The 25632-nt window shown below is 67.3% G+C and carries 25 protein-coding genes and 1 tRNA gene; 16 read left to right on the top strand and 10 right to left on the bottom strand.

Annotation, left to right across the window (positions count from 1 at the left end; genetic code table 11):
- Positions 1-57 precede the first annotated feature (57 nt).
- On the top strand, positions 58-1302 hold the full coding sequence (locus tag OLX23_RS05075) for a hypothetical protein (RefSeq protein WP_264443483.1): 1245 nt from the start codon (positions 58-60) through the stop codon (positions 1300-1302).
- Between the two features lie 29 nt (positions 1303-1331).
- Here OLX23_RS05075 and OLX23_RS05080 read toward each other — a convergent pair.
- A tRNA-Ser gene (locus OLX23_RS05080) sits at positions 1332-1421 on the bottom strand.
- Positions 1422-1594: 173 nt separating this feature from the next.
- On the opposite strand from OLX23_RS05080, the gene OLX23_RS05085 reads away from it, so the two are divergent.
- The 10 genes from OLX23_RS05085 to mazG all read left to right on the top strand — a co-directional run bounded on the left by OLX23_RS05085 (position 1595) and on the right by mazG (position 10592).
- Positions 1595-2623, top strand: coding sequence for a lytic transglycosylase domain-containing protein (locus OLX23_RS05085; protein WP_264443485.1), 1029 nt, complete (start codon positions 1595-1597; stop codon positions 2621-2623).
- Complete coding sequence (locus OLX23_RS05090; RefSeq protein ID WP_264443486.1) at positions 2607-3608, top strand: SPOR domain-containing protein; 1002 nt, start codon at positions 2607-2609, stop codon at positions 3606-3608. The genes OLX23_RS05085 and OLX23_RS05090 overlap by 17 nt, the downstream gene beginning before the upstream one ends.
- A 45-nt stretch (positions 3609-3653) precedes the next feature.
- Positions 3654-4805: a D-alanyl-D-alanine carboxypeptidase family protein gene (locus tag OLX23_RS05095; RefSeq protein ID WP_264443488.1), complete on the top strand. Its 1152-nt coding sequence runs from the start codon at positions 3654-3656 to the stop codon at positions 4803-4805.
- Entirely contained in the window at positions 4802-5449 is a 648-nt protein-coding gene (gene tmk / locus OLX23_RS05100) for a dTMP kinase (protein WP_264443489.1), read from the top strand. The genes OLX23_RS05095 and tmk overlap by 4 nt, the downstream gene beginning before the upstream one ends.
- The gene (locus tag OLX23_RS05105; RefSeq protein ID WP_264443490.1) at positions 5446-6420 is read left to right on the top strand and encodes a DNA polymerase III subunit delta'; all 975 of its coding nucleotides are present in this window, start codon (positions 5446-5448) and stop codon (positions 6418-6420) included. Before tmk ends, OLX23_RS05105 begins: the two co-directional genes overlap by 4 nt.
- Positions 6421-6444: 24 nt before the next feature.
- Entirely contained in the window at positions 6445-8004 is a 1560-nt protein-coding gene (gene metG / locus OLX23_RS05110; protein WP_264443491.1) for a methionine--tRNA ligase, read from the top strand.
- Positions 8004-8795 carry a TatD family hydrolase gene (locus OLX23_RS05115; protein WP_264443492.1) on the top strand — a complete coding sequence of 264 codons (792 nt, stop codon included), beginning with the start codon at positions 8004-8006 and terminating at the stop codon, positions 8793-8795. Before metG ends, OLX23_RS05115 begins: the two co-directional genes overlap by 1 nt.
- Positions 8792-9571, top strand: coding sequence for an MBL fold metallo-hydrolase (locus tag OLX23_RS05120; protein ID WP_264443494.1), 780 nt, complete (start codon positions 8792-8794; stop codon positions 9569-9571). Before OLX23_RS05115 ends, OLX23_RS05120 begins: the two co-directional genes overlap by 4 nt.
- Positions 9568-9738 (top strand): hypothetical protein, encoded by a 171-nt coding sequence (locus OLX23_RS05125; protein ID WP_264443495.1) that lies wholly within the window; start codon positions 9568-9570, stop codon positions 9736-9738. Before OLX23_RS05120 ends, OLX23_RS05125 begins: the two co-directional genes overlap by 4 nt.
- Before the next feature lie 62 nt (positions 9739-9800).
- Complete coding sequence (gene mazG / locus OLX23_RS05130; protein ID WP_264443496.1) at positions 9801-10592, top strand: nucleoside triphosphate pyrophosphohydrolase; 792 nt, start codon at positions 9801-9803, stop codon at positions 10590-10592.
- A gap of 107 nt (positions 10593-10699) precedes the next feature.
- Here the strand turns inward: mazG and hflX are convergent, their stop codons facing one another.
- The 7 genes from hflX to dusB form a co-directional block, all read right to left on the bottom strand.
- On the bottom strand, positions 10700-12040 hold the full coding sequence (gene hflX / locus OLX23_RS05135) for a GTPase HflX (RefSeq protein WP_264443497.1): 1341 nt from the start codon (positions 12038-12040) through the stop codon (positions 10700-10702).
- A gap of 13 nt (positions 12041-12053) precedes the next feature.
- A complete protein-coding gene (gene hfq / locus OLX23_RS05140; RefSeq protein WP_264443498.1) occupies positions 12054-12620 on the bottom strand; it encodes an RNA chaperone Hfq in 567 nt (188 codons plus the stop codon).
- Between the two features lie 142 nt (positions 12621-12762).
- Complete coding sequence (locus tag OLX23_RS05145; protein WP_264443499.1) at positions 12763-14163, bottom strand: sigma-54-dependent transcriptional regulator; 1401 nt, start codon at positions 14161-14163, stop codon at positions 12763-12765.
- 25 nt (positions 14164-14188) lie between these two features.
- Positions 14189-16417 (bottom strand): ATP-binding protein, encoded by a 2229-nt coding sequence (locus tag OLX23_RS05150; protein ID WP_264443500.1) that lies wholly within the window; start codon positions 16415-16417, stop codon positions 14189-14191.
- 89 nt (positions 16418-16506) lie between these two features.
- A complete protein-coding gene (locus OLX23_RS05155) occupies positions 16507-17922 on the bottom strand; it encodes a sigma-54-dependent transcriptional regulator (RefSeq protein ID WP_264443501.1) in 1416 nt (471 codons plus the stop codon).
- A complete protein-coding gene (locus OLX23_RS05160) occupies positions 17919-19061 on the bottom strand; it encodes a two-component system sensor histidine kinase NtrB (RefSeq protein WP_264443503.1) in 1143 nt (380 codons plus the stop codon). The genes OLX23_RS05155 and OLX23_RS05160 overlap by 4 nt, the downstream gene beginning before the upstream one ends.
- 10 nt (positions 19062-19071) lie before the next feature.
- Positions 19072-20097 (bottom strand): tRNA dihydrouridine synthase DusB, encoded by a 1026-nt coding sequence (dusB, locus tag OLX23_RS05165; protein ID WP_264443504.1) that lies wholly within the window; start codon positions 20095-20097, stop codon positions 19072-19074.
- Between the two features lie 77 nt (positions 20098-20174).
- On the opposite strand from dusB, the gene OLX23_RS05170 reads away from it, so the two are divergent.
- The 5 genes from OLX23_RS05170 (at position 20175) to OLX23_RS05190 (ending at position 24222) form a co-directional block, all read left to right on the top strand.
- A complete protein-coding gene (locus OLX23_RS05170) occupies positions 20175-21341 on the top strand; it encodes a bifunctional 2-C-methyl-D-erythritol 4-phosphate cytidylyltransferase/2-C-methyl-D-erythritol 2,4-cyclodiphosphate synthase (protein ID WP_264443505.1) in 1167 nt (388 codons plus the stop codon).
- 5 nt (positions 21342-21346) lie between these two features.
- On the top strand, positions 21347-21877 hold the full coding sequence (locus OLX23_RS05175) for a hypothetical protein (protein WP_264443506.1): 531 nt from the start codon (positions 21347-21349) through the stop codon (positions 21875-21877).
- Positions 21878-21885: 8 nt separating this feature from the next.
- Positions 21886-22419, top strand: coding sequence for a hypothetical protein (locus OLX23_RS05180; RefSeq protein ID WP_264443507.1), 534 nt, complete (start codon positions 21886-21888; stop codon positions 22417-22419).
- Positions 22419-22931 carry a CinA family protein gene (locus OLX23_RS05185; protein WP_413629780.1) on the top strand — a complete coding sequence of 171 codons (513 nt, stop codon included), beginning with the start codon at positions 22419-22421 and terminating at the stop codon, positions 22929-22931. Before OLX23_RS05180 ends, OLX23_RS05185 begins: the two co-directional genes overlap by 1 nt.
- An 82-nt stretch (positions 22932-23013) precedes the next feature.
- Positions 23014-24222 carry a PQQ-dependent sugar dehydrogenase gene (locus OLX23_RS05190; RefSeq protein WP_264443510.1) on the top strand — a complete coding sequence of 403 codons (1209 nt, stop codon included), beginning with the start codon at positions 23014-23016 and terminating at the stop codon, positions 24220-24222.
- 6 nt (positions 24223-24228) lie between these two features.
- Here the strand turns inward: OLX23_RS05190 and OLX23_RS05195 are convergent, their stop codons facing one another.
- Both OLX23_RS05195 and lipA read right to left on the bottom strand, forming a co-directional pair.
- Complete coding sequence (locus tag OLX23_RS05195; protein ID WP_264443511.1) at positions 24229-24684, bottom strand: type II toxin-antitoxin system RatA family toxin; 456 nt, start codon at positions 24682-24684, stop codon at positions 24229-24231.
- Positions 24684-25631, bottom strand: coding sequence for a lipoyl synthase (gene lipA / locus OLX23_RS05200; protein ID WP_264443512.1), 948 nt, complete (start codon positions 25629-25631; stop codon positions 24684-24686). Before lipA ends, OLX23_RS05195 begins: the two co-directional genes overlap by 1 nt.
- Between the last annotated feature and the right edge of the window lies 1 nt (position 25632).

Consider the following 25632-nt stretch of genomic DNA (forward strand, 5'->3'; position numbering starts at 1 on the left):
ATCGCGTCCTGCCGGCGGGAAATTGGCAAGCCCGCCGACTTGTGGCACAACCGATTCATGAACCTGGTGGTAACCATGAAGCCCGAGGCGCTACCCGAGGCGACCAGCATCAGTCTGAGCCTCCCCGAAACCATGTCCTTCGAGGAATGGGAGGCGGTCGGAGCCGAGCTCGCCAACCGCGCCAAAAAGCTCAACTGGTGGATCGGCGACTGGTGGGCGGCGGGGCATCACCGCTATGGCGACCGCGCCCGGCTCGCCGCGCGCGGACTGTTCGGCAAGGAGTTCAAGACACTCGCCAACATCGCCAGCGTCTGCCGCGCCTTCGAGCCCGGCCGACGGCGCGAGGAGCTGAGCTGGTCGCATCACGCCGAGGCTGCGGCGCTCTCGCCCAATGCCGCCGACATGCTGCTCGACCTCGCCGAGCGCGACAAGATGTCGAAGGCGCAGGTCCGCGCCGCGGTCACGACGATCCGCGGCGGCGCCCCGGCGCGCCCCGGCTCGGCCGAACTCGCCGGGCTCTACCGCGCCTACAACCGGCTGTCGCCGGCGCTGCGCATGGAAGCCGCACGCGCCTTCGCCGCCTTCGCCGAGAGCGGCGCCGAGATCGATCCCGACACGGGCCGGGCGAGGGCGGAACCCGAGCCCGAGCCCGAACCGCAGGCCGAAGCGGAATTCGAGCTGCCGACCCAGGCGGCAGCCGATGCCATCATCGACCATGACACCATCGCTGCGCGGGCGATGCCCGAAGACGAGATCGACGACGCGCAGGTCGAACAGGTCGAGGACGACGTGCTCGATCTCGCGCTCGCCGCCACGGACGACACGCCGCCAGCCGAAGACGAGTTCTTTCCGCACGCGTCTGACGATTGGGATGCGCCCGATGCCTTCGAACCGGCAGGCAACGCTGCACCGGCAGCCCCGCCGCCGCTCGATTTCGCCGACTTCGGCTCGGTCCTCGACCTCGAAGAAATCGCGGCCGAGCCCGAGACGCCGCGCGACGTGACGCTCGACGATGAGACCGCCGAAGCCGGCGCATCCGAGGCCGTGCTGGTACTCGAAGGCCTGGCCGAGGTGCCACAAGACGCCTGGAACGAGGCCTTCGCAGCATCGGATGCGGTCGAGGACGCGCCGCTCGCAGGCGCTTCGGAAGCGGTGCTCGATCTCGAAGCGCTGGGCGTGCCGCTGCCCGACCACGCGCCCGAACCGGTGCTCGATCTGGCCGGGCTCGAAGGCAGCGACGGCGACGTGCTCGATCTCGGTGCCCTGGCGCAGGACGAGGAAGAACCGTCGCCCTCGCGCTGAGCGCAGTCTTGGCGCGCTGAGCGCGGTCCTGGCGGACAGGGTGGGATTCGAACCCACGGTGAGCTTCCACCCACGGCGGTTTTCAAGACCGCTGCCTTAAACCACTCGGCCACCTGTCCTCGGAGCGCGGGCATAGCCGGAATGCGGCAAAGCGCAAGCGCCACCGGACGCTATCGTTCGACGGATCGTCGTACTGGCCTCCACACTGGCCACCGCATGGGGCAGGCTTTCGACAGCTGATCGGCCCGCCCGGCATTCACAAGCCGGAGGGCCTGTGCAACAGTCGTCGGCGATGAAACTGCGCCGTCTGTCCTCCATCGCCGCCGCGCTCGCGCTCGCCCTGTCGGCCGGTCCCGCCATCGCGCAAACCGCCGAGGAGGCGGGTTTCCAGGCCTATCTCCAGCTTCTGGCCGCGCGCGCGCGCGCCGAAGGCGTCAGCGAGGCGACGATCGCGCGCATGACCGCAGGCCTGACCGTAAACCCGCGCGTGGTTCAGCTCGACCGGGCGCAGCCGGGCGGTCCGCCCTCGGCCAAGCCTTCGCCCTTCGCGCCCTATCGCCGCACCCACGTCGATGCCGGCCGCATCGCAGCCGGGCGCACGATGCTCCAGAACGTCTCGGGCCTGCTGCCACGGATCGAGGCGACCTATGGCGTGCCCGGCAAGATGCTGCTGTCGATCTGGGGGCACGAGACGCACTACGGCTCCTACACCGGCGATTTCGATCTGGCCCGCTCGCTGGCGACCCTGGCCTACGAGGGCCGCCGCCGCGATCTCTTCGCCGGCGAATTCATCGCCGTGCTCAAGATGGCCGACCGCGGCGTCCCGCGCGACCGGCTCAAGGGTTCCTGGGCCGGCGCCTTCGGCAATCCGCAGTTCCTGCCCAGCGTCTACCTGACCACCGCGGTCGACGGCGACGGCGACGGGCGGCCCGACATCTGGTCGAGCCGCGCCGATACCCTGGCCTCGATCGCCAATTACTTCAGCAAGGCGGGCTGGCGCACGGGCGAGCCCTGGGGCGTCAGCGCCGCGATCCCCGCGAACTTCGACTGGTCGCAGGTGAGCAATCGCCTGGTCTCGCCGACCTGCCCGGCGGTCTACGCGCGCCATTCGGCGTGGAAGACCGTGGCCGAATGGCGCCGCCTGGGGGTCACGCCGGTCGGCGCGATCGGCGACCAGACGCTTGCGGCACTGTTCCAGCCCGATGGACCCGGCACGCCTTCGTGGCTGTTAACCGGGAATTATAGGGTCATCCTCCAGTACAACTGCTCGAACTACTACGCTTTGTCGGTGGGGTTGCTTGCAGATGAGATTGCCCGTTAACCCTGCTATTCCGCTCGCGCTGGTCCTGGTGCTTGCCGGCGGCGTGACCGCCTATGCCAAGCAGAGCCCCGCGCCGGCGCCGGTCAGCGGCCCCGCGGCCGACTATCCGGTCGTTGTCGGCGATCCCTTCCAGGTCGGTAGCACGACCTACACCCCCGAAGACCGGCTGAACTACGATGCCGTCGGCTATGCCGACATCGGCACCGAAGGCGGTGCGGGCATCTCGGCCGCGCACAAGACCCTACCGCTACCCAGCTACATCGAGGTCACCTCGCTCGAGAGCGGCAAGACCATCCTCGTGCGCGCCGAACGCCGCGGGCCGATGAACGACCGTCTGATCGAGCTTTCGCCCGGCGCCGCCGCACAGCTCGGGCTGGCGGGCAGCGCCAGGCCGGCCGTGCGCGTCCGTCGCGTCAATCCGCCCGAACAGGAGCGCGCCATGCTGCGCTCCGGCGGCCGCGCGCCCGAGCGCATGGAGACGCCCAAGGGCCTGCTCGACGCGCTGAACCGCAAGCTCGCCGCAGGGACAGGACTTCTGTCGCCCAAGCCGGTTACACCCGCAGCCGCGGCACCGCGGCCGAGCGCGAGCCCGACGCCGGCACCCACGGCCTCGCCGACGACGCGTCCTGCTCCGAAGCCTGCCGCCACGCCGAAGCCGAGCCCCGCGCCGAAACCCGCCGCGACGCCTGCGGCTCCCCCGACGCCTGCGCCCACTCCCGCACCGGCGGCGAGTGCTCCGGCCGCTCCGCGCCCCATCGCTTCGGCCCCCGCCGCCTCGGGCTCGCTGGTGGTCCAGGTCGCGGCGCTGTCCGCGCGCGACCGCGCGGCGGCCCTGGCGAACAAGCTCGGCGGCAGCGTCAGCCCCGCGGGCCGCTTCTTCCGCGTCCGCATGGGTCCCTTCACAACGCGTGGACAAGCCGAGGCGGCGCTGGCGAAGGCCAAGGCCGCGGGGTATAGCGACGCTCGAATCCAGCGCGCCGACTGACCTGACGCAATCGCGCCGCGCGGGAAATCCTGCACCGGAGCGCGATTGTTGCGAAGATCCCTGGCAATCCTGCTCGTTCCGGCGCTGATCGCGGCGCCGGCCACGGCTGAACTGCTGGCACCGCCCGCAGAACTGGCCCCGATCCCGGTCGCGCTGCTCGTCGACGTCAACTCGGGCCGCACGCTCTATTCGCGCGAGCCCGACCGGCGCTTTCTCCCCGCCTCGACCACCAAGGTGATGACAGCCTTCGTCGCGTTCGAGGAAATCGCGGCCGGACGTCTCGCCTCCGATCGGCAATTCATCGTGAGCGATCCGACCGCCCGGCAATGGAACGGGCGCGGCACCTCGATGTACCTGAAAGCCGGCGATCGGGTGTCGACCGACGATCTGCTTCACGGCATCGCCACCGCCTCGGCCAACGACGCCTCGATCGTTCTGGCCGAAAGCTATGCCGGCGACGTGCCGCGCTGGTGCGCGATGATGAACCGCGCAGCCGCGATGCTGGGCATGACCGGCAGCCGGTTCGCCACGCCCAACGGCTGGCCCGATCAGGGCGCGACCTATGTCACCGCGCGCGATCTCGTCACGCTCGGCGAAGCGACGATCACGCGCCACCCGCAACTGTATCGCACCTATTTCGGCCAGAAGCGGATGACCTGGAACGGCGTCGAACTGATCAGCCATGATCCGACGGTCGGCGTGGTGCGCGGCGCCGACGGGATCAAGACCGGGCACACCAACGAAGCCGGCTACAATTTCCTCGGCTCGGCCGAGCGCGACGGACGCCGACTGGTCATGGTCGTCGCCGGCGCGAAGACCGAAGCCGATCGCGCCAGCTCCTCGCGCGCCTTGCTCGAGTGGGGTTTCGCCGAATGGCACGATCGCCCGCTGTTCGCATCGGGGAAAGCGGTGGCCAAGGCCGCGGTCCAGGCCGGCGATGCGCGCGAAGTGCCGCTCGTCACCCATCGCGCGATCGCCGCGACCCTGGCCAGGGGCGAAACCGGACCGATCACGCTGACCGTCCACTACCGCGGCCCGCTCGTCGCGCCGATCGCCAAGGATGCGCAGGTCGCCGAGCTCGAAATCCGCGCCGGCGACGCACCGTCGAGCCGGCTGCCGCTGTTCGCCGGGCAGGCCGTGGCCAAGGCCGGGCCGCTTGACCGACTGGTCAACGGTGTCATGGGGTGGTTTTCATGACCCGGGGACAATTCATCGCGCTCGAAGGCGGGGAAGGGGTGGGCAAGTCGACCCAGACCCGGCTGCTCGCCGATGCGCTGCGCGCGCGCGGCATCGACGTCGTCGTCACGCGCGAGCCCGGCGGCACGCCCGGCGCCGAAGTGATCCGCGGCCTGCTGCTCGGACTCGACGGCGAGGGCTGGCATCCGCGCGCCGAGGCGCTGCTCTTCGCCGCCGCGCGCGCCGACCACGTCGAACGCCTGATCCGCCCGGCCTTGTCCCGGGGACAATGGGTCATTTGCGACCGCTTCGTGGATTCGAGCCGTGCCTATCAGGGCGGTGGTGGCGGTCTGTCCGATGCCGACATCGCCGATCTGCACCGGATCGGCAGCGAGGGACTGCTCCCCGACCTGACCCTGCTGCTCCAAGTGCCGCCCGCGGTGGCCGAGGCCCGACTGTCCCTGCGGGACACCGGGGGAAGCGACCGCATCGGCGGGCGCGACGCCGCCTATCACGCGCGCGTGGCCCAAGCCTTCGCGCGGATCGCCGAGGCCGAGCCCGCTCGCTTCGCCCGGATCGACGCCGCGGGCAGCCCCGAGCAGGCCCATGCCGCGGTCCTGTCCGCGCTGTCTTCGCTATTGTCCTCGGGCTTGTCCCGGTCATGACACCACGGGACAGCGCGCTTTTGGGGCATGACGGCGCCTGGCGCGAGTGGACAGCTGCGCTCGAATCCACGCGCATGCATCACGGCTGGATCCTCGCCGGGCCCAAGGGGCTGGGGAAGGGCGCCTTTGCCCGCGCCGCCGCGCGCGCGCTCGTCGCCGAGCCCGGCGTCCACCAGCCCGAAGGCGCGCATCCCGACATCCTGCTGCTCGATCCACTGCCCGCGAACGAGGACGAGGAGAAGAAGCGCGAGGAGGGCAAGCCCTACCAGACCAAGCGCAACATCTCGATCGACCAGATCCGGCGCATGCAGGGCCGGCTCGTCACGCGCCCGACCCTGGGCAGCCGGCGCGCGGTGATCATCGATCCGGCCGACGGGCTCGAGAAGGCCTCGGTCAACGCGCTGCTCAAGAGCCTCGAGGAACCGCCGGCGGGCACCTATTTCCTGCTGGTCACGCACCAGCCCGGCCGGCTGCTGCCGACGGTGCGCTCGCGCTGCCGGATTTTGCGGTTTCCCGCGCTCGACGCGGCGCAGATCGACGCGATCCTGCGCCGCGAGGAGCCCTCGGCCGACGCCGAGACGCGCGCCGCCGCGATCGCCGCCGCCGCGGGCTCGCCGGGCGCGGCTTTGGCCTTCGTCGGGCGTGATCTCGGTCCGATCCACGGCCTGATGCAGCGGATCATGCGCGAGGGCGACGGCGCTTTCGCGCTGCGCGGCGCGCTTTCGGAGGCGATCGGCGCGCGGCCCGACCGCGAAAGAGTGCTCGCGACGCTCGATCTCGCACGCGCGACCCTGGCCGAAGACCTCGCCAGCGCATCGCGCGCGCGCCAGATCAAGCTGATCGCCGCGCATGAGGCGGTGACCAAGCTTTCCGCGCAGGCACCGACCTACAATTTCGATCCCGGGCTGCTTATCATGGAGATTGGCGGGTTGCTGGCCTCGGCCGCCGTGCCTAGAGAGGCGGCAACCTGACATTGTGAAAGACTGCGCGCGCCAATGGCCGAACCCTATTACCTGACCACCGCCATCAGCTATCCCAACGGCAAGCCGCACATCGGCCATGCCTACGAGGCGATCGCGGCCGACGTCATGGCCCGGTTCAAGCGCGCGCAGGGCTTCGCCGTGCGGTTCCAGACCGGCACCGACGAGCATGGCCTCAAGATGGCGCAGAAAGCGCGCGACCTGGGCATCACGCCCAAGGCCCTGGCCGATGAAATGTCCCAGCATTTCATCGACATGTGCGACTGCCTCGCGGTGTCATACGACGTCTTCCTGCGTACCAGCGAGGATCGCCACCACAAGGCCAGCCAGGCGCTGTGGCAGCGGATGGAAGCCAATGGCGACCTCTATCTCGACCGTTACGAGGGCTGGTACTCGATCCGCGACGAGGCCTATTACGACGAAAGCGAACTGCAGGCCGGGGAAGGGGGGCAGAAGCTCTCGCCGCAGGGGACGCCGGTCGAATGGACCGTCGAGGAATCCTGGTTCTTCCGCCTGTCGAAATATGCCGACCGGCTGCTCGCGCTCTACGAGGACAATCCGTCGTTCCTCCTGCCAGACAGCCGCCGCAACGAGGTCGCGCGCTTCGTCGAGGGAGGCCTGCGCGATCTCTCGGTCTCGCGCACGAGCTTCGACTGGGGCGTCAAGGTGCCCGGTTCGGACGGCCATGTCATGTACGTCTGGGTCGACGCGCTAACCAACTATCTGACCGGGCTCGGTTTTCCTGATGACACCGCGGACATGAGCCAGTGGTGGCCGGCCGACCTGCATCTAATCGGCAAGGACATCGTCCGCTTCCACGCGGTCTACTGGCCGGCCTTCCTGTGGAGCGCCGGGCTCGATCTGCCCAAGCAGGTTTTCGGCCACGGTTTCCTTTTGAACCGCGGCCAGAAGGAATCGAAGTCGCTCGGCAACGTCACCGATCCGGTCGAGCTGGCCGGGCGCTACGGCGTTGATACCCTGCGCTATTTCCTCCTGCGCGAAGTCGCCTTCGGCCAGGATGGCTCCTATTCGCCCGAGGCGATCGTCACGCGCGCCAATGCCGAGCTGGCCAATTCGTTCGGCAACCTCGCGCAGCGCTCGCTGTCGATGATCTTCAAGAACCTCGACGGCAAGCTGCGCGCCGATCTCGAGGCTTCGCCGGCCGACCAGGCGCTTGCAGAGGCGGTGCAGGGCGGAATCGTCGCGTTGCAAACCCATTTCGACGCGCTTGCATTCAGCGACGGCCTCGACGCCTGGATGAAGGCGGTTTTCGCCTGCAATCAATATGTTGACGAGCAGGCGCCGTGGACTCTGCGCAAGACCGATCCCGAGCGGATGGCCGCCGTGCTGATGACCCTGTTCCGCTGCGTGCGCGATCTCGCCATCGCCGTGCGCCCCGTCGTGCCGGGCTCGGCCGACAAACTGCTCGACCAGATGGGCATCACCGCGGAAGCGCGCGATTTCGCGGCCCTGGCCGATGCGAACTGGTTCGCGGACCTCGTCGCCGGTGGCTTTGTGGTGGCCCAGCCGGTTGGCGTGTTCCCGCGGCTCGAACTGCCGGCCGAAGACGCCTGATGCTGATCGATTCGCACTGCCACCTCGAATACAAGGGTCTTGTCGAGGACCAGCAGGGCGTCATCGCCCGCGCCAGAGAGGCCGGAATCGGCGGTTTTCTCAACATTTCGACGCGTCAGCGCGAATGGGACCAAGTCATCGGCACGGCCGCGCGCGAAACCAACGTCTGGGCCTCTGTCGGCATCCACCCGCACGAGGCCGACGCGCATGCCGATCTCGGCGCCGCGGCGCTGCTCGAGGCGGCGGCGCACCCCAAGGTCATCGGCATCGGCGAGACCGGGCTCGACTATTACTACGATCATTCTGACCGCCAGACCCAGCAGGCGCTGTTCCGCACGCACATCGCCGTGGCGCGCGAGACCGGGCTGCCGCTGATCGTCCACACGCGCGACGCCGAGGACGATACCGCGCGGATCATCGCCGAAGAGATGGAGCAGGGGGCCTTTCCCGCGCTGATACATTGCTTCACCGCCTCGGCCCATTTCGCGCAACTTATGCTCGACCTCGGGCTCTACATCTCGCTGTCGGGCATCGTCACCTTCAAGAACGCCAAGGACCTTCAGGAGGTCGCCTCAAAACTTCCCGCCGGCAGGATCCTGGTCGAAACCGACGCACCGTTCCTGGCGCCGATCCCGCATCGCGGCCAGACCTGCGAGCCGGCCTTTACGGCCGACACCGCGCGCTTTGTCGCGAAGTTGCGCGGCGAGGATCCCGCGAAACTGGCGGAAACGACCTCGCGCAACTTCCTCGAACTGTTCTCGAAGGCCCGGTTGAGCGAGGTTGCGCCGTGAAGTTGCGCATGCTCGGTTGCGGTACATCGACCGGCGTACCGCGCGTCGGGGACGTGCCCGGCGGCGACTGGGGGCTCTGCGATCCAAACGAGCCGAAAAACCGCCGCACGCGCGTTTCGATTGTCGTCGAGAGCAACGAAGGCCGCCGGATCCTGGTCGACACGTCGCCTGATCTGCGGGCGCAACTTCTGGCCAACGACATCCAGAAACTCGACGCCGTGTTCTGGACGCACGACCATGCCGATCACGTCCACGGCATCGATGACCTGCGCCCGATGCGATACGGCCGCGGCGGTCCGCTGCTCGGTTACGCCTCGGACGAGACCGCGCGCCGGCTGCGCCAGCGCTTCTCCTACGTGTTCGCCGGCGAGCACGGCTATCCCACGATCGTCGAGCTCGACAACCTGAGCCGGCTGCGCATGTGCGCGGGTTTCGGCGTTTCGTTCTGCCAGATGCCGCACGGGCCCGCGCAGTCGACCGCCTATCGCTTCGAGGCCGACGGCGCCTCGATCGGCTATGCCACCGACTTCAGCGCCTTGACCGCCGAGATGGTCACGCTGTTCGATCGCTGCGACATCCTCGTGATCGACTGCCTGCGCCGCGAGCCGCATCCGACGCACGCGCACCTAGGCATGGCGCTCGAACTGGCCGAAGCCGCGCGCGTGCGCCGCGCGGTGCTGACGCATCTCGACAAGTCGATGGACTACGCCGAGCTGAGCCGCGAAGTGCCGCCGCATGTCGAGGTCGGCTACGACGGGCTGGAACTGGTGGCGTGACGATGGACACGCTCGTCGCGCTGGTCGGCGTGACCGGCGCGTTGTTCCTGGCGGTCCGCGGCCTGCAATCGCGCGGCATAAGCTTCGAGAACAAGGCGGCGATGGCGGTTGCCTGGGTGGTCATCATCGTCTTGCTGGCTTTCGTTCTCCAGCGTTTCGCGGCATGAAGCCCTGCCGGGGCGCAATCGCTCGATACGATATTTAACATAATATATATTATCATTCCAATATGACCCAGACACCACAAGCCCCTCTAGATCGCCTCCTCGGCATCATGGCACGCCTCCGCGACCCGGTGAGCGGCTGCGAATGGGACCGCGCGCAGGACTTCGCCTCGATCGCGCCCTATACGATCGAAGAAGCTTACGAGGTCGCCGACGCGATCGAGCGTCAGGATCTGCGCGCACTGCGCGACGAACTCGGCGACCTGCTGCTCCAGGTCGTGTTCCACGCGCGCATGGCCGAGGAAGCCGGCCACTTCGCCTTCCAGGACGTCGCCGCGGCGATCGCCGGCAAGCTCGAAGCACGCCACCCGCACATCTTCGGTACCGCGGAAGACGACGGACAGACGCAGACCCGACGCTGGGAGGAATTGAAGGCCGCCGAGCGTGCGGCCCAGGGTGCCACCAGCGCGCTCGACGGCGTGGCCATGGCGCTGCCGGCTCTCATGCGTGCGGAGAAGCTGCAGAAGCGCGCAGCGCGGGTCGGCTTCGACTGGCCCGATCCCGCCGGTCCGGCCGCAAAGGTGGTCGAAGAGATGGCAGAGCTTGCCGAAGCGGACGAAAGTTCCCGCCAGCAGGAAGCTGGCGACCTGCTGTTCGCTGCGGTCAACCTAGTTCGCGCTTATGGCATCCCGCCGGAGAACGCATTGCGTGATGCCAATGCGAAGTTCGAACGACGCTTCCGGGCAATGGAAGAGCTCGCGGCGGGAAGTGGCGACGATTTCGCTGCGCTAAATCTCGACCAGCAGGAAGTTCTTTGGAATGCTGTGAAGCTCCAAGAGACCCAAAACGACTCTTGAGACGCGATCACGATATCGCAACAAGGTCTAAAATGCCCTCAGAGGCACCTTACAGCCCGAAGAATGCCTCGACAGCACTCGGGACGCATGACACCCGGAAAAACTCTCTAGAGCCGCGCGTACCGACCCATCTCTCGAGGCGAGAGTCGCACCTCGATCCGGATCAAAGGCCCCTCCTCCCCTTCGCCGGCGGGATTTTCGGCCAGCACCTCGCCATGTGCGTGCAACCAGGCAAGCCTGTGCCCTTGTGCGGCGGGAAGCACGAAGGTGTAGGTCTTGGCATCCGAGGTGAGCAGTCGACCGACAGCCTCGAGCAGCACTTCGGTACCCTCGCCCGTCAGTGCGGACACGGGCACGATGACCTCGTCCGTCGTATGCGCCATTATCTCGCGCAGGTCTTCGATGCGATCGGGCGGGAGCAAATCCCACTTGTTCCAGACCTCGACGATCGGCACGCGCGGCGCGTCGGTTTCCTCGGGTTCGATCATCCCGAGGTCGCCGAGCACGGCGAGCACCTGCCGTTTCTGCGCCTCGGTGTCGGGATTGGCGATGTCGCGGACATGGAGGATGACGTCGGCGCCAGTCACTTCCTCGAGCGTGGCACGGAAAGCGGCGACGAGTTGGGTCGGCAGGTCGGAGATGAACCCCACGGTATCCGAGAGGATCGCCTTGTCGAGCCCGGGCAATCGCACCGCGCGCATCGTCGGATCGAGCGTGGCGAACAGCAGGTTCTCGGCCATGACCGAGGCCCCGGTCAGGCGGTTGAACAAGGTCGACTTGCCGGCATTGGTATAACCGACGAGCGCAACCACGGGCCAGGGCGCCTTCTCGCGCCGGTCGCGATGGAGTCCACGCGTACGGCGCACCTGGTCCAACTCGCGGCGCAACTTGCCCATGCGATCGCGGATCATGCGGCGATCGGCCTCGATCTGCGTCTCGCCGGGGCCGCCGAGGAAGCCGAAACCGCCGCGCTGGCGCTCCAGGTGGGTCCACGAGCGCACGAGACGGCCGGCCTGGTAGTCGAGGTGCGCGAGTTCGACCTGAAGCCGTCCTTCGGCCGTCGCCGCACGCTCGCCGAAGATCTCGAGGATCAGGCCAGTGCGGTCGATGACCTTGCGCTTGAGCTTTTCCTCGAGATTGCGCTGCTGGATCGCGGTGAGCGCGCCGTCGACGATGACCAGCTCGGCCTCGGATTGCTCGCAAGCCACGGCGATGTTGGAAACCTGCCCCTCGCCGAACAGGGTGGCGGCGCGGGCCTCGCGGATCGGGATGACGAAGGCGTCGACCACTTCGATGCCGATCGCCAGCGCGAGGCCCTTGCCTTCCTCGAGCCGAGCCTCGGCGTCCTGGGCCGGGCCCGAAGGCCCGGAACGTCCCCGGAATTGCGGACAGACGACGATCGCCCGCGCACCGCGGGTGACCTCGCCTTTCAGGTCCTCTTGTCCCATGGTCAGCGCGAGGTCAGCCCTCGTCGTCCTCGTCGTTTTCGCCCGTCAGATCGACCGGCGTGACGGGCTGGATCGTCGAAACCGCGTGCTTGTAGGCGAGCTGGACGTAACCTTCGCGCTCGAGCAGCATGCAGAACAGATCATAGGCCGCGACACGGCCCTGGAGCATCACGCCGTTGACCAGGAACATGGTCACCTGCACGCCCGCGTTGCGAATGCTCGACAGGAACACGTCCTGGAGCAGGCGCTGCTTCTTGCTGCCGTCGGCACCGCCGCCGAACTGGCGCGCATCGATCGGCGTCGACGGCATGATCGTCGAGATTGCGTGCTTGTAGACGAGCTGCGACTGGCCGTCGCGGCGCAGCAGGATCGAGAAGTTGTCGAACCAGGTGACTATGCCCTGGAGCTTGACGCCCTTGACTAGGAACATGGTCACCGGGGTCTTGTTCTTGCGCAGGAGGTTGAGGAACTGGTCCTGCAGGTTCTGGCCCTTACCGTTCCCGCCAGCGGGAACAACGGCCGGCTCCGGCGCGGGCGGCGGCGTCGGCTTAGGGCGCGCGGAAAGCGTACGTCCTGTCATCACTTTCTCCTTTTCTTGGCGGCCACTTAAGCGGTCCGCAATCTGGCCTGGCTTGCATTCCAGGCCGTTACTGAGACGGAATTCGTAGACTTTTGCTGCGACTGCGTAAACGCCAAAGATTGCAGGCGCGAGACAAGCCGCCTCAGACGGCGATATCCTCGTCCTCGAGCGCCCCTTCCCGCCGTTCCGCCATGCCCAGCAGCTTCAATTTGCGGTGCAGCGCGGAACGCTCCATGCCGATGAACGCGGCGGTCTTCGAAATGTTGCCCGAGAACCGGCGAATCTGGACCTTCAGATACTCGCGCTCGAAGGTTTCGCGCGCCTCGCGCAGCGGCACGCCCATCATCGCCGACATTAGCGAGTCGCTCTGCAGGCGGCCCGAGAGGATCTCGGGCGGCAGCATGTTGGATTCGATGCTGTCGAGCTTGTCGCGCGGCGTCAGGATGATCGTCCGCTCGACGACATTGCGCAATTGCCGCACGTTTCCGGGCCATTCGTAGGCCTGGAGCGCGGTCATGGCCTCGGCCGTGATCTCGGGCGGGGTCACCCCCTGCTCGTTCGCATAGCGCGCGAAAAAGTGGTTCACGAGGCCCGGAATATCGTCGCGCCGCTCCGAAAGCGCCGGAACCGTGACCGGAACGACGTTGAGCCTGTAGAACAGATCCTCGCGGAAGCGCCTTTCGGCGATCTCGCGCTCGAGATTGCGCGAGGTCGACGAAACCACGCGGACGTCGACGCGGATCTGCCGGTGGCCGCCGACGCGAACGAAGGCCTGTTCGGTCAAAACCCGCAGAATCCGGGCCTGCGTCGACAGCGGCATGTCCGCCACTTCGTCGAGATAGAGCGTGCCGCCATCGGCCATTTCGAGCAGCCCTGGACGCACGAGACTTCCGTCAGCCTCCTCGCCGAACAGCTCCTGCTCGAAGCGTTCGGGCGTGATCCGCGCCGAATTGACGCTGACGAAGGCGTTTCCGGCGCGCGGAGACCAGGCGTGAAGCATCCGCGCGGCGACTTCCTTGCCGACACCGGCCGGCCCGGTGATCAGCAGACGGCTGCCGGTATTGGCCACGCGCTTGAGCGTGGCGCGGACCTGGTTGATCGCCGAGCTGTTGCCGGTGAACTCCTCGACGTTCGAGAAATCCTGCCGCAATCGCGCGTTTTCGCGCCGCAGTCGCTCGGTTTCCGTAGCCTTTCCAACGAGATGGAGCAGACGCTCGGCCTCGAACGGCTTTTCGATGAAGTCGACCGCGCCGCGGCTGATCGCGGCGACGGCGGTGTCGATGTTGCCGTGGCCCGAGAAGATGATCACCGGCAGGTCGGGCTCGCGCACCTTGAGCGCGTCGAGCACTTCGAGCCCGTCCATGGCGCTGCCGTGCAGCCAGACGTCGAGCAACACCAAGGACGGGCGCCGCTCGTCGACCGCCTCCAGCGCCGACTGGCTGTCGCCGGCGGTGCGGCAATCGTAGCCTTCATCGCTGAGCACGCCGGCGACGAGTTCGCGAATGTCGCGTTCGTCGTCGACGATCAGGATATCGAGCGCCATGATTCCTCCAAGTATTTGAAAATGTTCATTCTGCTGCCTCCGACCCGCGCCGCTGGGCCAGCGGATCGCAGGCAAAGCTCATCGTCACGCGGGTGCCCCCACCCGCTTCGACGGCCGTGAAGCTCATGTCCCCGCCGTGTTCCTCGACGATCTTGTTGACGATCGCGAGGCCGAGCCCGGTCCCCTTTTCGCGCGTGGTCACGTAGGGCTCGATGATCCGCTCGCGATCCTGCGGCAGACCGATGCCGTTGTCCTCGATCGCCACGACCACTGTCTCGCGGACAAGCGTCATGGTAACCGCGATCAATCCCCGGAAATTGGCGGTTTCCGCCTTAGCCTTGGCCTCGATCGCCTCGACCGCGTTCTTGAGGACATTGGTCATCGCCTGGCCGAACTGGTGGCGATCGCAGGCGATCGTGGTGATCGCGTCGTCGGCCGAGAAACGGAAATCGATGTCCGGGCGCGCGACTTCCTGGAGAAACAGCGCCTGCCGCGCCAGCGCGGTGGGATCCTCGGCGCGGAAGACGGGCTTGGGCAGCCGTGCGAAGGACGAGAACTCGTCCACCATCTTCCGCAGATCGCCGACCTGGCGGATGATCGTCGCGGTCAATTCCTCGAAAAGCGGGCGATCGGTCTCGATTTGCTTGCCATAACGGCGATTCAGCCGCTCGGTGGCGAGCTGGATCGGGGTCAGCGGGTTCTTGATCTCGTGCGCGATGCGCCGGGCGACGTCGGACCAGGCGGCCTGGCGCTGATCGAGCAGTTGGCGGGTAATGTCCTCGAAGGTCACCACCGGCCCGCCGGCGTCGCGACTGACCTTGACCGCCAGAGTCAGCAGGTCGCCGCCCTTAGCGTATTGGATGATGCCGCTGGACAGCCCGGATTCGATGAGACTGGCAAGCTGCGGGGCAATGTCCCCCAGGGACAATCCCAGCGGACCGGGGCCTCCGGCCTCGAGCAGCAGCTTTTGGGCGGTGCTGTTCATAAGCGAAACGTTACCGGTGTCATCGAGCGCGATGATCCCCGCGGTCACCGATTCCAGCACGGCCTCCATGAAGGCGCGGCGCTGCTGGAGCTGCTCGTTGGCCGAGAGCAGATCCTGCGTCTGTCGCTCGATCTGCGCGCTCATGCGGTTGAACGCTCGGTTGAGCAGGCCGATCTCGTCGGCCCCCGTGCGACCCTCGACGCGTAGCGCGTAGTTGCCCGCCCCCACCCGGCGCGCGGCCTCGACGAGCTCGTAGAGCGGCTTGACCTGGCGGTCGGCGAAACGCAGCCCGAACCAGATCGACAGGCCCACCAGCGCCAGCGAGGCGCCGAACAGGGCCACGTTGAAGCGCAGCTGGAGCACCCTCGCCCGGCTGGTCAGCACCTCGTAGGCGCGGACGATATTCTGCGCACGCTGTCCCTGCGTGAAAGCCAGCAAATCCGAGCTTCTGGCGGTGTAAAGGTAGATCCCGGCGCGCCTGTCGATCGGTGTCACCGCCTCGATCTTGTTGGCATTGGCGTTGATCACCATCGTCTCGCCGCCGTCGATGCGGCGCAGCACGTCGGGGCTGATGCGCGGGCGCTGGTTGTTGCCCTCGGGATCGACGATCGCCGCCGTGCGCAGTTCGCCATCGACGCCCTTCTGCACGATCGCGGACTCGTTGAGCTTCCGATTGACCACCTGGTACGAATAGAACTCCGCAAAAGTGCGGCTGGCGGTGGATTCGGTGCTCAGGAAAGCGCGCATGTCCTCGGCCATGGCCACCGACTCGTAACCGACATCGCGTTGAGTTTGCTCGTAATATCCGCGCGCCAGCTTGTTCGCGTTCTCGAGCAGGCCGCGCGAATTGTCCGAAAACCAGAATTCGACGCCCGACTGGAACAGCCACGAGGCGAAGATCACGACCAGCAGCGTCGGCACGGCGGCGATCAGCGAGAAGATGAACACCAGGCGGACATGCATGCGCCCGGTGCCGCCGATCGTCTCAGCGGCCCGCTTGAGCGCCATACGGCGGCCGATCATGACCAGGATGGCCATCGCGGGCACGAGCGTGCCGATCAGCAAGGTCGCGGTGAGGTCCGAAGGCAGCAACTGCCCCTTTTTCGCCTGGGATTCCAAGGCGATCCAGGTGGTCAGCGTCATGATCAGGAAGGCGACGACCGACACGACTTCCATGACCGCGAAGAAGTTCGCGCGGCGCGCGGCAACCTGTGCACGCCGCCAAAGCCGCTGCCAGGGCCGATTGCGCGAGGATGGTTCGGCGGTCATCGTTGCAACCTTACAACACCACTGTTGCCCCACGGCAAGAGCGTTTTCCACCGATAGCCGCGAACCACGGCCGCATCGGCGTCGCCCCATCAGCTTCGGCGCGCGAATTCCTCGGGATCGAGCGCCAGTTCGCCGAGCCGCTTGCGCAAGGTGTTGCGATTGATGCCGAGCTGCTGCGCCGCGCGGACCTGATTGCCACCGGTTTCCCGCAGAATCTCCGCGAAAAGCGGGCGTTCGAAGGCGGCCAGCGCGGCATCGTAGACCGTCCCTGACACCGGGCGTACTTCGGCGAGCCAACGGCTGACCGCGGTGTCAATCGCCCCGCCCTCGCCCGTTTCTGCCGGCGCCGGACGGACCTGATCGAGCAGCGGCGTCAGATTGGCCGCGTCGATCGTGTCCTCGCGCGCCAAAAGCGCCATGCGATAGACGAAATTGCGCAGCTCGCGGACGTTTCCGCGCCAGGACTGGCGGCTCAACAGCGCAGCCGCATCGCTCGACAGCTGGCGCCGCGGCAAGCCCTCGGCAGCCGCGGCCTTGAGGAAGTGCCGCGCGAGCGCGGGAATGTCGTCGGTGCGCTCGCGCAGCGCGGGCAAAGTGATCGGCACGACGTTGAGCCGATAGTAGAGATCCTCGCGGAACTGGCCCGCGGCGATCAGTGGCTCGAGATCCTTGTTGGTCGCCGCGACGATACGCGCATCGACCTTGACCTCCTCGCGCCCGCCGACGCGACGGATCGAGCCCGATTGCAGCGCGCGCAGCAGCCGCGTCTGCGCCTGCATCGGCATGTCGCCGATCTCGTCTAGGAACAGGGTACCGCCCTCGGCCTGCTCGAACTTGCCGAGATGGCGCGCCACGGCGCCGGTGAAAGCGCCCTTTTCGTGGCCGAACAGCTCGCTCTCGATGAGTTCGGCCGGGATCGCCGCGGTATTGACCGCGACGAAGGGCCCGTCGCGCCGCCCGCCGAGCTGGTGAATGGCCTCAGCCACCAATTCCTTGCCCGTGCCCGACTCACCGAGGATCAGCACGGTCAGGTCGTTGCGCAGGACGCGCGTGATCATGCGATAGACGGTCTGCATCGCGGCGCTGCGGCCGACCAGCGGCAGACCCTCGCCGATCGTACCGTCCTCGACGCTTTCGGCCATGACCGTGCCCGCGCCGACCGCCTGGCGCACCGTCCGCGCCAGTTCGTCGATGTCGAAGGGCTTGGGGAAATACTCGAAGGCGCCCGTATCGCTCGCGCGCACCGCGGTATCGAGCGTGTTCTGCGCCGAAAGGATGATGATCGGCATCGCCGGGAAGCGCTCGTGCACCCCGCCCAAGGTTTCGATGCCGTCGCCGTCTGGCAGCATGACATCGGTGACAAGCGCCGAAAACCGCTGGTTGTCCAGGAGACAGTCACGCTGGACAATGGTGTCGCAGTGCACGACGTCGAAGCCCTCGGCCTCGAGCGCGGCGGTAATCACGATGGCGATCGAGGCATCGTCCTCGACGAGCAGAACGGTCACTTGCCCTCACCTCCCCCTGCGCCGGCCTCGCGCTCCGCCTCCCGGCGCCGCCCGCGCGGCTCGGTGGCCAGCGGCAGGTGCAGGCGGAAGTGGGTCCAGCCCTTGGCGTCATCGCGCTCGTGGCTGATGCGGCCGTTCATGTCGCGCACCAGCTTGCGGACAAGCGCCAGGCCGAGCCCCTGCCCGGTCTTCTTCGTCGTCACGAAAGGATCGAAGATGTGTTCGCGCATCGCCGGGTCGACACCGGGCCCGTTGTCGCTGACGCGCAGCTCGATCGGCAGGCGCACCGGCTTGCCCGAAACCGTCGAATGGAGTTGCAGGCCGCTGGCAAAACGCGTGCGCACCACGACCCGCGGCTTGGCAGCGCCGCCCGATGCCTCGCGCGCATTGGCGATGAGGTTGATCAGCACCTGGACCAGGCCGTCGGGCGAGCCGAGCACGGGCGGCAGCGAGGGATCGAACTCCTCCTCGATCCGCGCGCCCTTCCCCCCGGCCGCGTCCATCACCGCCACGGCACGGCGCGCCGCCTCGTGCAGGTTGCAGGGCTCGACAGGCGCCAAGGTTTGACGACTAAGAGTCTGCATTTCATCGATAAGTTTTGCGATCCGATCGACCTCGTCGGCGATCAGACTGGTCAAAGCCCGCTCTTTCTCGCCGACCTTGCGGCCGAGCAGCTGCGCCGCACCGCGGATTCCCGCGAGCGGGTTCTTGATTTCGTGCGCCAGGATCTCGGGCGCGCGGAGCACCGTATTGTCGGCACCGCCCGCCGCCTCCCCCAGCGCCTCGGCATTGGTGTCATGCAGCGTGAGCATCTGCCAGCCGGGCTCGTCGACGATCGGGGTGACCGTGACGTCCAATTGTCGCGAGCCATGTCCCGGGACAACGACGTTGACCTCGCGCGCGGACACCGGTGTCTCGCTGTCATTTATGCGGTTTACGAGGTGTGGCTCGAAATCGAGCAAGTCAGTCAGGCGGCGACCGACCAGGCGGCGCAGGCTCTGGCCGAAGAACTGCTCGGCCGCGGGATTGGCGGCGGCGATCTCGAGCCCCGGCGCCAGCATGACGATTGCCAGCGGCAGGCTCGCGAGCTGGCGATAGGCGTCCGGCGCACCCGCGACGGGCGCCTCGGCCGGAGTCATAGAGCGGGCCTCATGCCGCCTGTTGCTGCGGCACGGGACGCTCGAGCAGCGGCCCATAGAACTCGCCGAGCATACGCACGACCTCGGCCGCGTCGTCGACGAAATTGACCTTGTTGCGGAACTCGGCCGAGCCCGGCAGCCCCTTGGTGTACCAGCCGAGGTGCTTGCGCGCCATCTTGACGCCGGTATCGGCGCCATAGTGCGCGAGCATGCCCTCGTAGTGCTCGATGATCAGCGCGTACTGTTCGGCCAGGCTGGGCTCGGCCACGCCTTCGCCCGTGCGCAGCCAGTGCATGACCTGGCCGAGCAGCCAGGGCTTGCCGTAGGCCCCGCGGCCGATCATCAGCCCGTCGGCGCCCGACTGATCGAGCGCCTGCGCGGCATCGTCGATCGTGCAGATGTCGCCGTTGACGATCACCGGCAGCGACACGGCCTCCTTGACCTGGCGCACGAAGCCCCAGTCGGCCGAGCCTTTGTACATCTGGTTGCGCGTGCGGCCATGGACCGTGATCAGCTTGGCGCCGAGATCCTCGGCGATATGCGCGAGCTCGGGGGCGTTGAGGCTGTCGTGGCACCAGCCCATGCGCATCTTGACCGTCACCGGCACCGAGACGGCCTTGACCGTCGCCTCGATCAGCCGCGTCGCCAGCGGCAGGTCGCGCATCAGCGCCGAACCGGCGTCGCCGCTGGTCACCTTCCGCACCGGGCAGCCCATGTTGATGTCGATGATCGCCGCGCCCTTCTGCTCGGAGAGCTTGGCGGCCTCGGCCATCTCGTGCGGGGTGCAGCCGACGAGCTGCATCGACACGGGCTCCTCGATCGCATCCCAGGCGGCCTTCTGGATCGACTGGCGCGTCTCACGGATCGCCGCGGGCGAAGCGATCATCTCGGTCACGTTGAGCCCCGAACCGAACCGGCGCACGAGCTTGCGGAACGGCAGATCGGTGACGCCGGTCATCGGCGCCAGGATCACCGGGCAATCGACGGTGACGGGACCAACCGAGATCGGCTTGAGAACGGGCGGTGTCGGGAGCAAAGCGGTATACCTGCCTAAAAAACAGGCAGCACATAGGGAATTGCTCTCCTCGCGGCAAGCCTCTACCCGCCGGGGCCATGTCCGCGAGCGACACAACTTCCCCGGCCGCCCCCCCGCGCACCGCCGCGATCGTCGTCGCCGCCGGCGCCGGCCTGCGCGCGGGCCAGCCGCTGCCCAAGCAGTTCGCGCCGTGGCGCGGCAAGCCGGTTGTCCGCCATTCTGTCGAGGCGCTGATCGCCGCGAAAGTGTCCCCGGTGGTCGTGATGATCCCGGAACGGGCCGAAGATCTCGCGGGAAAGGCGCTGTCCGGGCTCGATGTCCGGCTGGTGACCGGAGGACAGACTCGTCAGGACTCGGTCCGCCGCGGGCTCGAAGCGCTGACTGCCGAGGCGCCCGACCTCGTTCTGATCCACGATGCCGCCCGCCCCGTGCTCAAGCCCTTGGTGATCGAACGCCTCCAGGCGGCTCTCGTCGAACACGCGGGCGCCATCCCCGTGCTTTCGGTGGTCGACAGCCTCGCGCATGCGTCCGGCACGATGATGGGCCAACCCGCCGATCGCACCGCGCTGCGTCGCGTACAGACCCCGCAGGCCTTCCATTATCCTGTAATCCTTGCCGCCCATCGTTCATGGACCGGAACATCCGACGCCGGTGACGACGCTCAGGTCGCCCAGGCTGCGGGGATCGAAATCGCGCTCGTCGAAGGAGACGAAGCCCTGCACAAGCTGACCTTCGCCTCGGACTTCCCGACGAACCTGCCGCCGGTCCGCATCGGCACCGGCTACGACGTCCACCAACTCGCCGATGGCGAGGAACTCTGGCTCAACGGCATTCGCATCGACCACCACCAGGGGCTCGCCGGCCACAGCGACGCCGACGTGGCGATCCACGCACTCGTCGATGCGCTGCTCGGCGCGATCGGCGCGGGCGACATCGGCCAGCACTTTCCGCCGAGCGATCCGCAGTGGCGCGGCGCCTCGTCCGACCGGTTTCTCGCCCATGCGGTCTCGCTGGTCGGCGAAGCGGGCTACGCGGTCGGCAACGTCGACGTTACGATCATATGCGAAGCGCCGAAGATCGGTCCGCACCGCGAAGCGATGCGTGCGCGGCTGGCGGAATTGCTCGGCGTTGACATCGGCGCGGTAAGCGTCAAGGCCACGACGACCGAGAAGCTTGGCTTCACCGGCCGCGGCGAAGGCATTGCCGCGCAGGCGGCCGCCTGCCTCGTGCGAATGGAAGGATGAATCCGATGCGCCGTTTCACTGCCATCGCCGCCGCCGCGCTGACCCTGGCGCCGACTCTGGCATCGGCTGCCGAGCCGCCCTGCCTTTCGCCCGGCGAATTCACCGCGCTCGCGGAATATGCCCTGCCGAGCATGATCAACGGCACGACCCAGCGCTGCAGCACCACGCTCGGCGCCAACGCCTATCTCCCGCGCGAGGGTGCACAGCTCGCCCAGCGCTACGCCGCGCGTCGCCCCGCGGCCTGGCCGCGCGCCAAGGCAGCCTTCCTCAAGCTGAGCCCGACGATCAACCCGCAGGCCGACGAGCTGATCCGCACGATGCCCGACGCTTCCTTGCAGCAGATGCTCGATCCGCTGCTCGCGGGCATGGTCAGCCAGCAGGTCCCGCTCGATCGCTGCGGATCGATCGACCGCCTGATTGGCCTGCTCGCACCGCTGCCCGCGCAAAACACCGCCGAACTGATCGCGCTCGCGGTCGGACTTGGCGCGAAGACCGGCCGCGCCAAGCTGGGCGCGATCTCGATCTGCGCCGCCTGACACCGCCCATGCGCCACCATCGCGCCTTGTTCCGTATGCCGGCCACTGCGCTCGCGCTGCTGGCGACCACCGCCCAGGCCGCGCCGGCGCCCGCCTGCATCAACCCCGTCGAGATGCGCGGGCTGATCGGCTACTTCCTGCCCGAGGTGATCGGCGAGGTGACGAACAACTGCGCCGCGCACCTGCCCGCCGACAGCTACCTGCGCACGGGTCTGCCGCAACTGGGGACGCAGCTCGCCGAGGCCAAGACGCGCAACTGGCCCGTCGCCAAGGCCGCCTTCCTGAAGATGAGCCGCGGCACCGCCGACGAGAAACGGTTCGTCAATCTCTCGGACAAGGCACTGCGCCCGGTCGTCGATGCCGCGATGAGCGAAAAGCTGAGAATCCCGATCAACCCGTCTGCCTGCGCCGACGTGAACGACGTCACCGAGGCGCTGGCCCCGCTCGACGCAAACCAGATGGTCAATCTACTGGCGACGATCTTCACCACGGTCGCGCGCAAGGACAGCAAGATGCGCAGCTGCCCGCGGGAGACACAATGATGAACGACAGCCTGCTTCCCGACGACATCGTCGAACTCGCGCGCCGGGTCGTGAGCGAGAACATGGCCGCGGGCCGCACCGTCGCGCTGGCCGAGAGTTGCACCGGCGGTCTGGTCAGCGCCGCGATCACAGAGATCGCCGGCTCCTCGGCCGTGCTCGACCGCGGCTTCGTGACCTATTCGAACGAGGCCAAGCGCGAGACGCTCGGCGTCGCCGGCGACATCCTCGATACCTTCGGTGCGGTCTCGGTCGCAACCGCCTGGGCCATGGCCCAGGGTGCGCTCAAGCACTCGGGTGCCGACGTCGCCGTAGCGATCAGCGGCATTGCCGGTCCCGACGGCGGCAGCGAGATGAAGCCCGTTGGCACGGTGGTCTTCGCCCGCGCGGTGCGCGGCAGCGAGGAGGTCAACGCCGAGGAACGCCAGCTCGACGGATCGAGCCGCGCCTTGGTGCGTCGCCAGGCGACGATCGTCGCGCTCGAACTGCTGCTCCCCGACGCGTCTGTGGATTAGTCATCGCCGCTCGTCGCCGGTCGGTTGCCCCCCGCGCGAGGGATAGCCAAAACTGTCGCCGATGGTGCGGGTAAGACTGTTCGTGGCTGCGATAGCGGCACTGGCCTGCGCGAGCTGTGGCGGTGACGATGGACCGCCGTCACCCAGCCCCACGGCTTCACCGACACCCAGCCCGACACCTACGCCTACGCCGACTCCCAGGTCTGTCATCGGGCTCAACCAGTCTGCGGCCTTAGCCACTTTCGCCGATCCCTGGGCGCTCGCCATCCTTCCCGATGGGCGCTTCCTCGTCACGCAGCGGCGCAGTCCCGGCACACTGTCGATCGTCACCCAAACCGGCACGGTAACCGCGGTGAACGGCGTGCCGACCAGCATCGGCCTGCTCGACGTCGCGCTCGCACCCGACTTCGCAACGTCGCGCGCGATCTACTTCTCCTACATGGTCCACGATCTGAGCGCCGAACGCGTCGGTCGGGCGAAAGACGAACCGAACCTGTTTCCCGAGCGGATGATGGTCGCACGCGCGACCCTGACCGAGTCGAACGGCAACGTCAGCCTGACGGCGATGACCGAGATCTTCCGCCAGGTTCCGACGATCGTCACATTCGAGGGATCGGGCGAGCCCGGCGGCCGGATCGCCTTCTCTCCCGACGGACGCTATCTCTACTTGACCTCGGGTGATCGACAAGAGCTCGACAAGGACTTCCTCTTCAGCCTTTCCAACAATCTCGGCAAGGTCGTCAGGCTGTTCCCCGACGGCACGATCCCGCCCGACAATCCTTTCGTCAATCAGGCCGGTGCGCGTGGCGAGATTTGGACGCTCGGTCATCGCAATCATTATGGCCTCGCCTTCGCGCCCGACGGACGATTGTGGTCGAGCGAGATGGGGCCGATGGGCGGTGACGAGTTCAACCTGATCCTGCCGAACCGGAACTACGGTTGGCCAGCCGTATCGAATGGAGATTTCTACACGGGCAATCCGATCCCGGATCACGCACCGGGAGACGGTTTCGAAGCGCCGAAGGTGAGTTGGACGCCAGTGATCGCACCGGCGGGCATGCTCTTCTACAAAGGTAGTGAATTTTCGGAATGGCGCGGCGATGCCCTTCTGACGGGTCTAGCCTCGAAGACGCTCGTACGGATCAGGACCAATGGCGATTCAGCGCAAGAGGTCCAGCGCTTCGACATGGGCACGCGCATCCGCGCAATCGCCGAAGCGCCCAATGGGTCCTTGTGGATTCTTACCGACGGGACGGCGGGCGAACTGCGCCGGATTACTCCGGTGTTCTGATAGCGGTCAGGCGGCGCTGGTTTCGCCGGCGTCGCCATAGAGCGTGGCCGCGCGCGTCTCGAAGGCGGCGACCATCTTGCGGAAGGCGCGATCGAGGTACTGGCCGGCGAGCTTCTCGAACAGCGCGTTGCGGAAAGTGAACTGCACCGAGAAGTCGACCTCGCACTCGCTCGGGCCCAGCGCGCGGAACTGCCAGCGGTTGTCGAGGTCGCGCAGCGGCCCGTCTATATAGTGTACGCGCAGCTCGTCGGGACGGTTCTTCTCGACGCGCGAGGTGAACTTCTCGCGGATCGCCGAGAAGCCGATCAGCATGTCGGCGACCATCTCGCTACCGTCGTCGGATCGCACCCGCGTCGCCATGATCCACGGCAGGAACTCGGGATAGCGGCCGACGTCGGCGACGAGATCGAACATCTGCTCCGCGCTGTAGGGGAGCCGCCGGACTTCGTGAATGCCGGGCATTAGACTTGGCGGACCTTCGCCAGCTGCGCTTCGCGCGCGGCGCGCATCTGGCGGAAATCGTCGCCGGCGTGATAGCTCGACCGGGTCAGCGGGCTGGCCGCCACCTGGAGGAAGCCCTTCGAGCGGGCGATCGCACCATAGGCACCGAAAGCCTGCGGCGTGACGAATTCGATCACCTTGGCATGGCGCGGGGTCGGCTGCAGGTACTGGCCCATCGTCAGGAAGTCGATGTCGGCACAGCGCATGTCGTCCATGACCTGGTGAACCTCGAGCCGCTCCTCGCCGAGCCCGAGCATGACGCCCGACTTGGTGAAGATCGACGGATCGTGGCGCTTGACCTGCTCGAGCAGGCGCAGCGAGGCATAGTAGCGCGCGCCCGGGCGGATCGTCGGGTAGAGCCGCGGCACGGTCTCGAGGTTATGGTTGTAGACGTCGGGCCGTGCGGTGACGATCGCCTCGACCGCACGCCCCATCTTGTTGCGGAAGTCGGGGGTCAGGATCTCGATCGTCGTCGATGGCGTCGTGCGGCGCAGCGCCTCGATCACCTTGACGAACTGGCTGGCACCGCCGTCGGGCAGGTCGTCGCGGTCGACCGAGGTGATGACGATGTGCTCGAGCCCCATCTTGGCCGCCGCTTCGGCGACGTGCTCGGGCTCGTGGGCATCGACCTTGCGCGGCATGCCGGTCTTGACGTTGCAGAAGGCGCAGGCGCGCGTGCAGACATCACCGAGGATCATCACCGTCGCGTGCTTCTTGGTCCAGCACTCGCCGATGTTCGGACAGGCGGCTTCCTCGCAGACGGTGTTGAGGCCGAGGTCGCGCATCAGCTGGCGCGTCTCGCCATAGCCTTTCGAGGTCGGGGCCTTGACGCGGATCCAGTCGGGCTTGCGCTGGCGCTCGGGCTGGCCTTCGGGACGCGGGGCAGGTGCAGAGGAGAGATCGTTCATC

The organism is Novosphingobium sp. JCM 18896, assembly GCF_025938095.1.
Taxonomy (GTDB): domain Bacteria; phylum Pseudomonadota; class Alphaproteobacteria; order Sphingomonadales; family Sphingomonadaceae; genus Novosphingobium.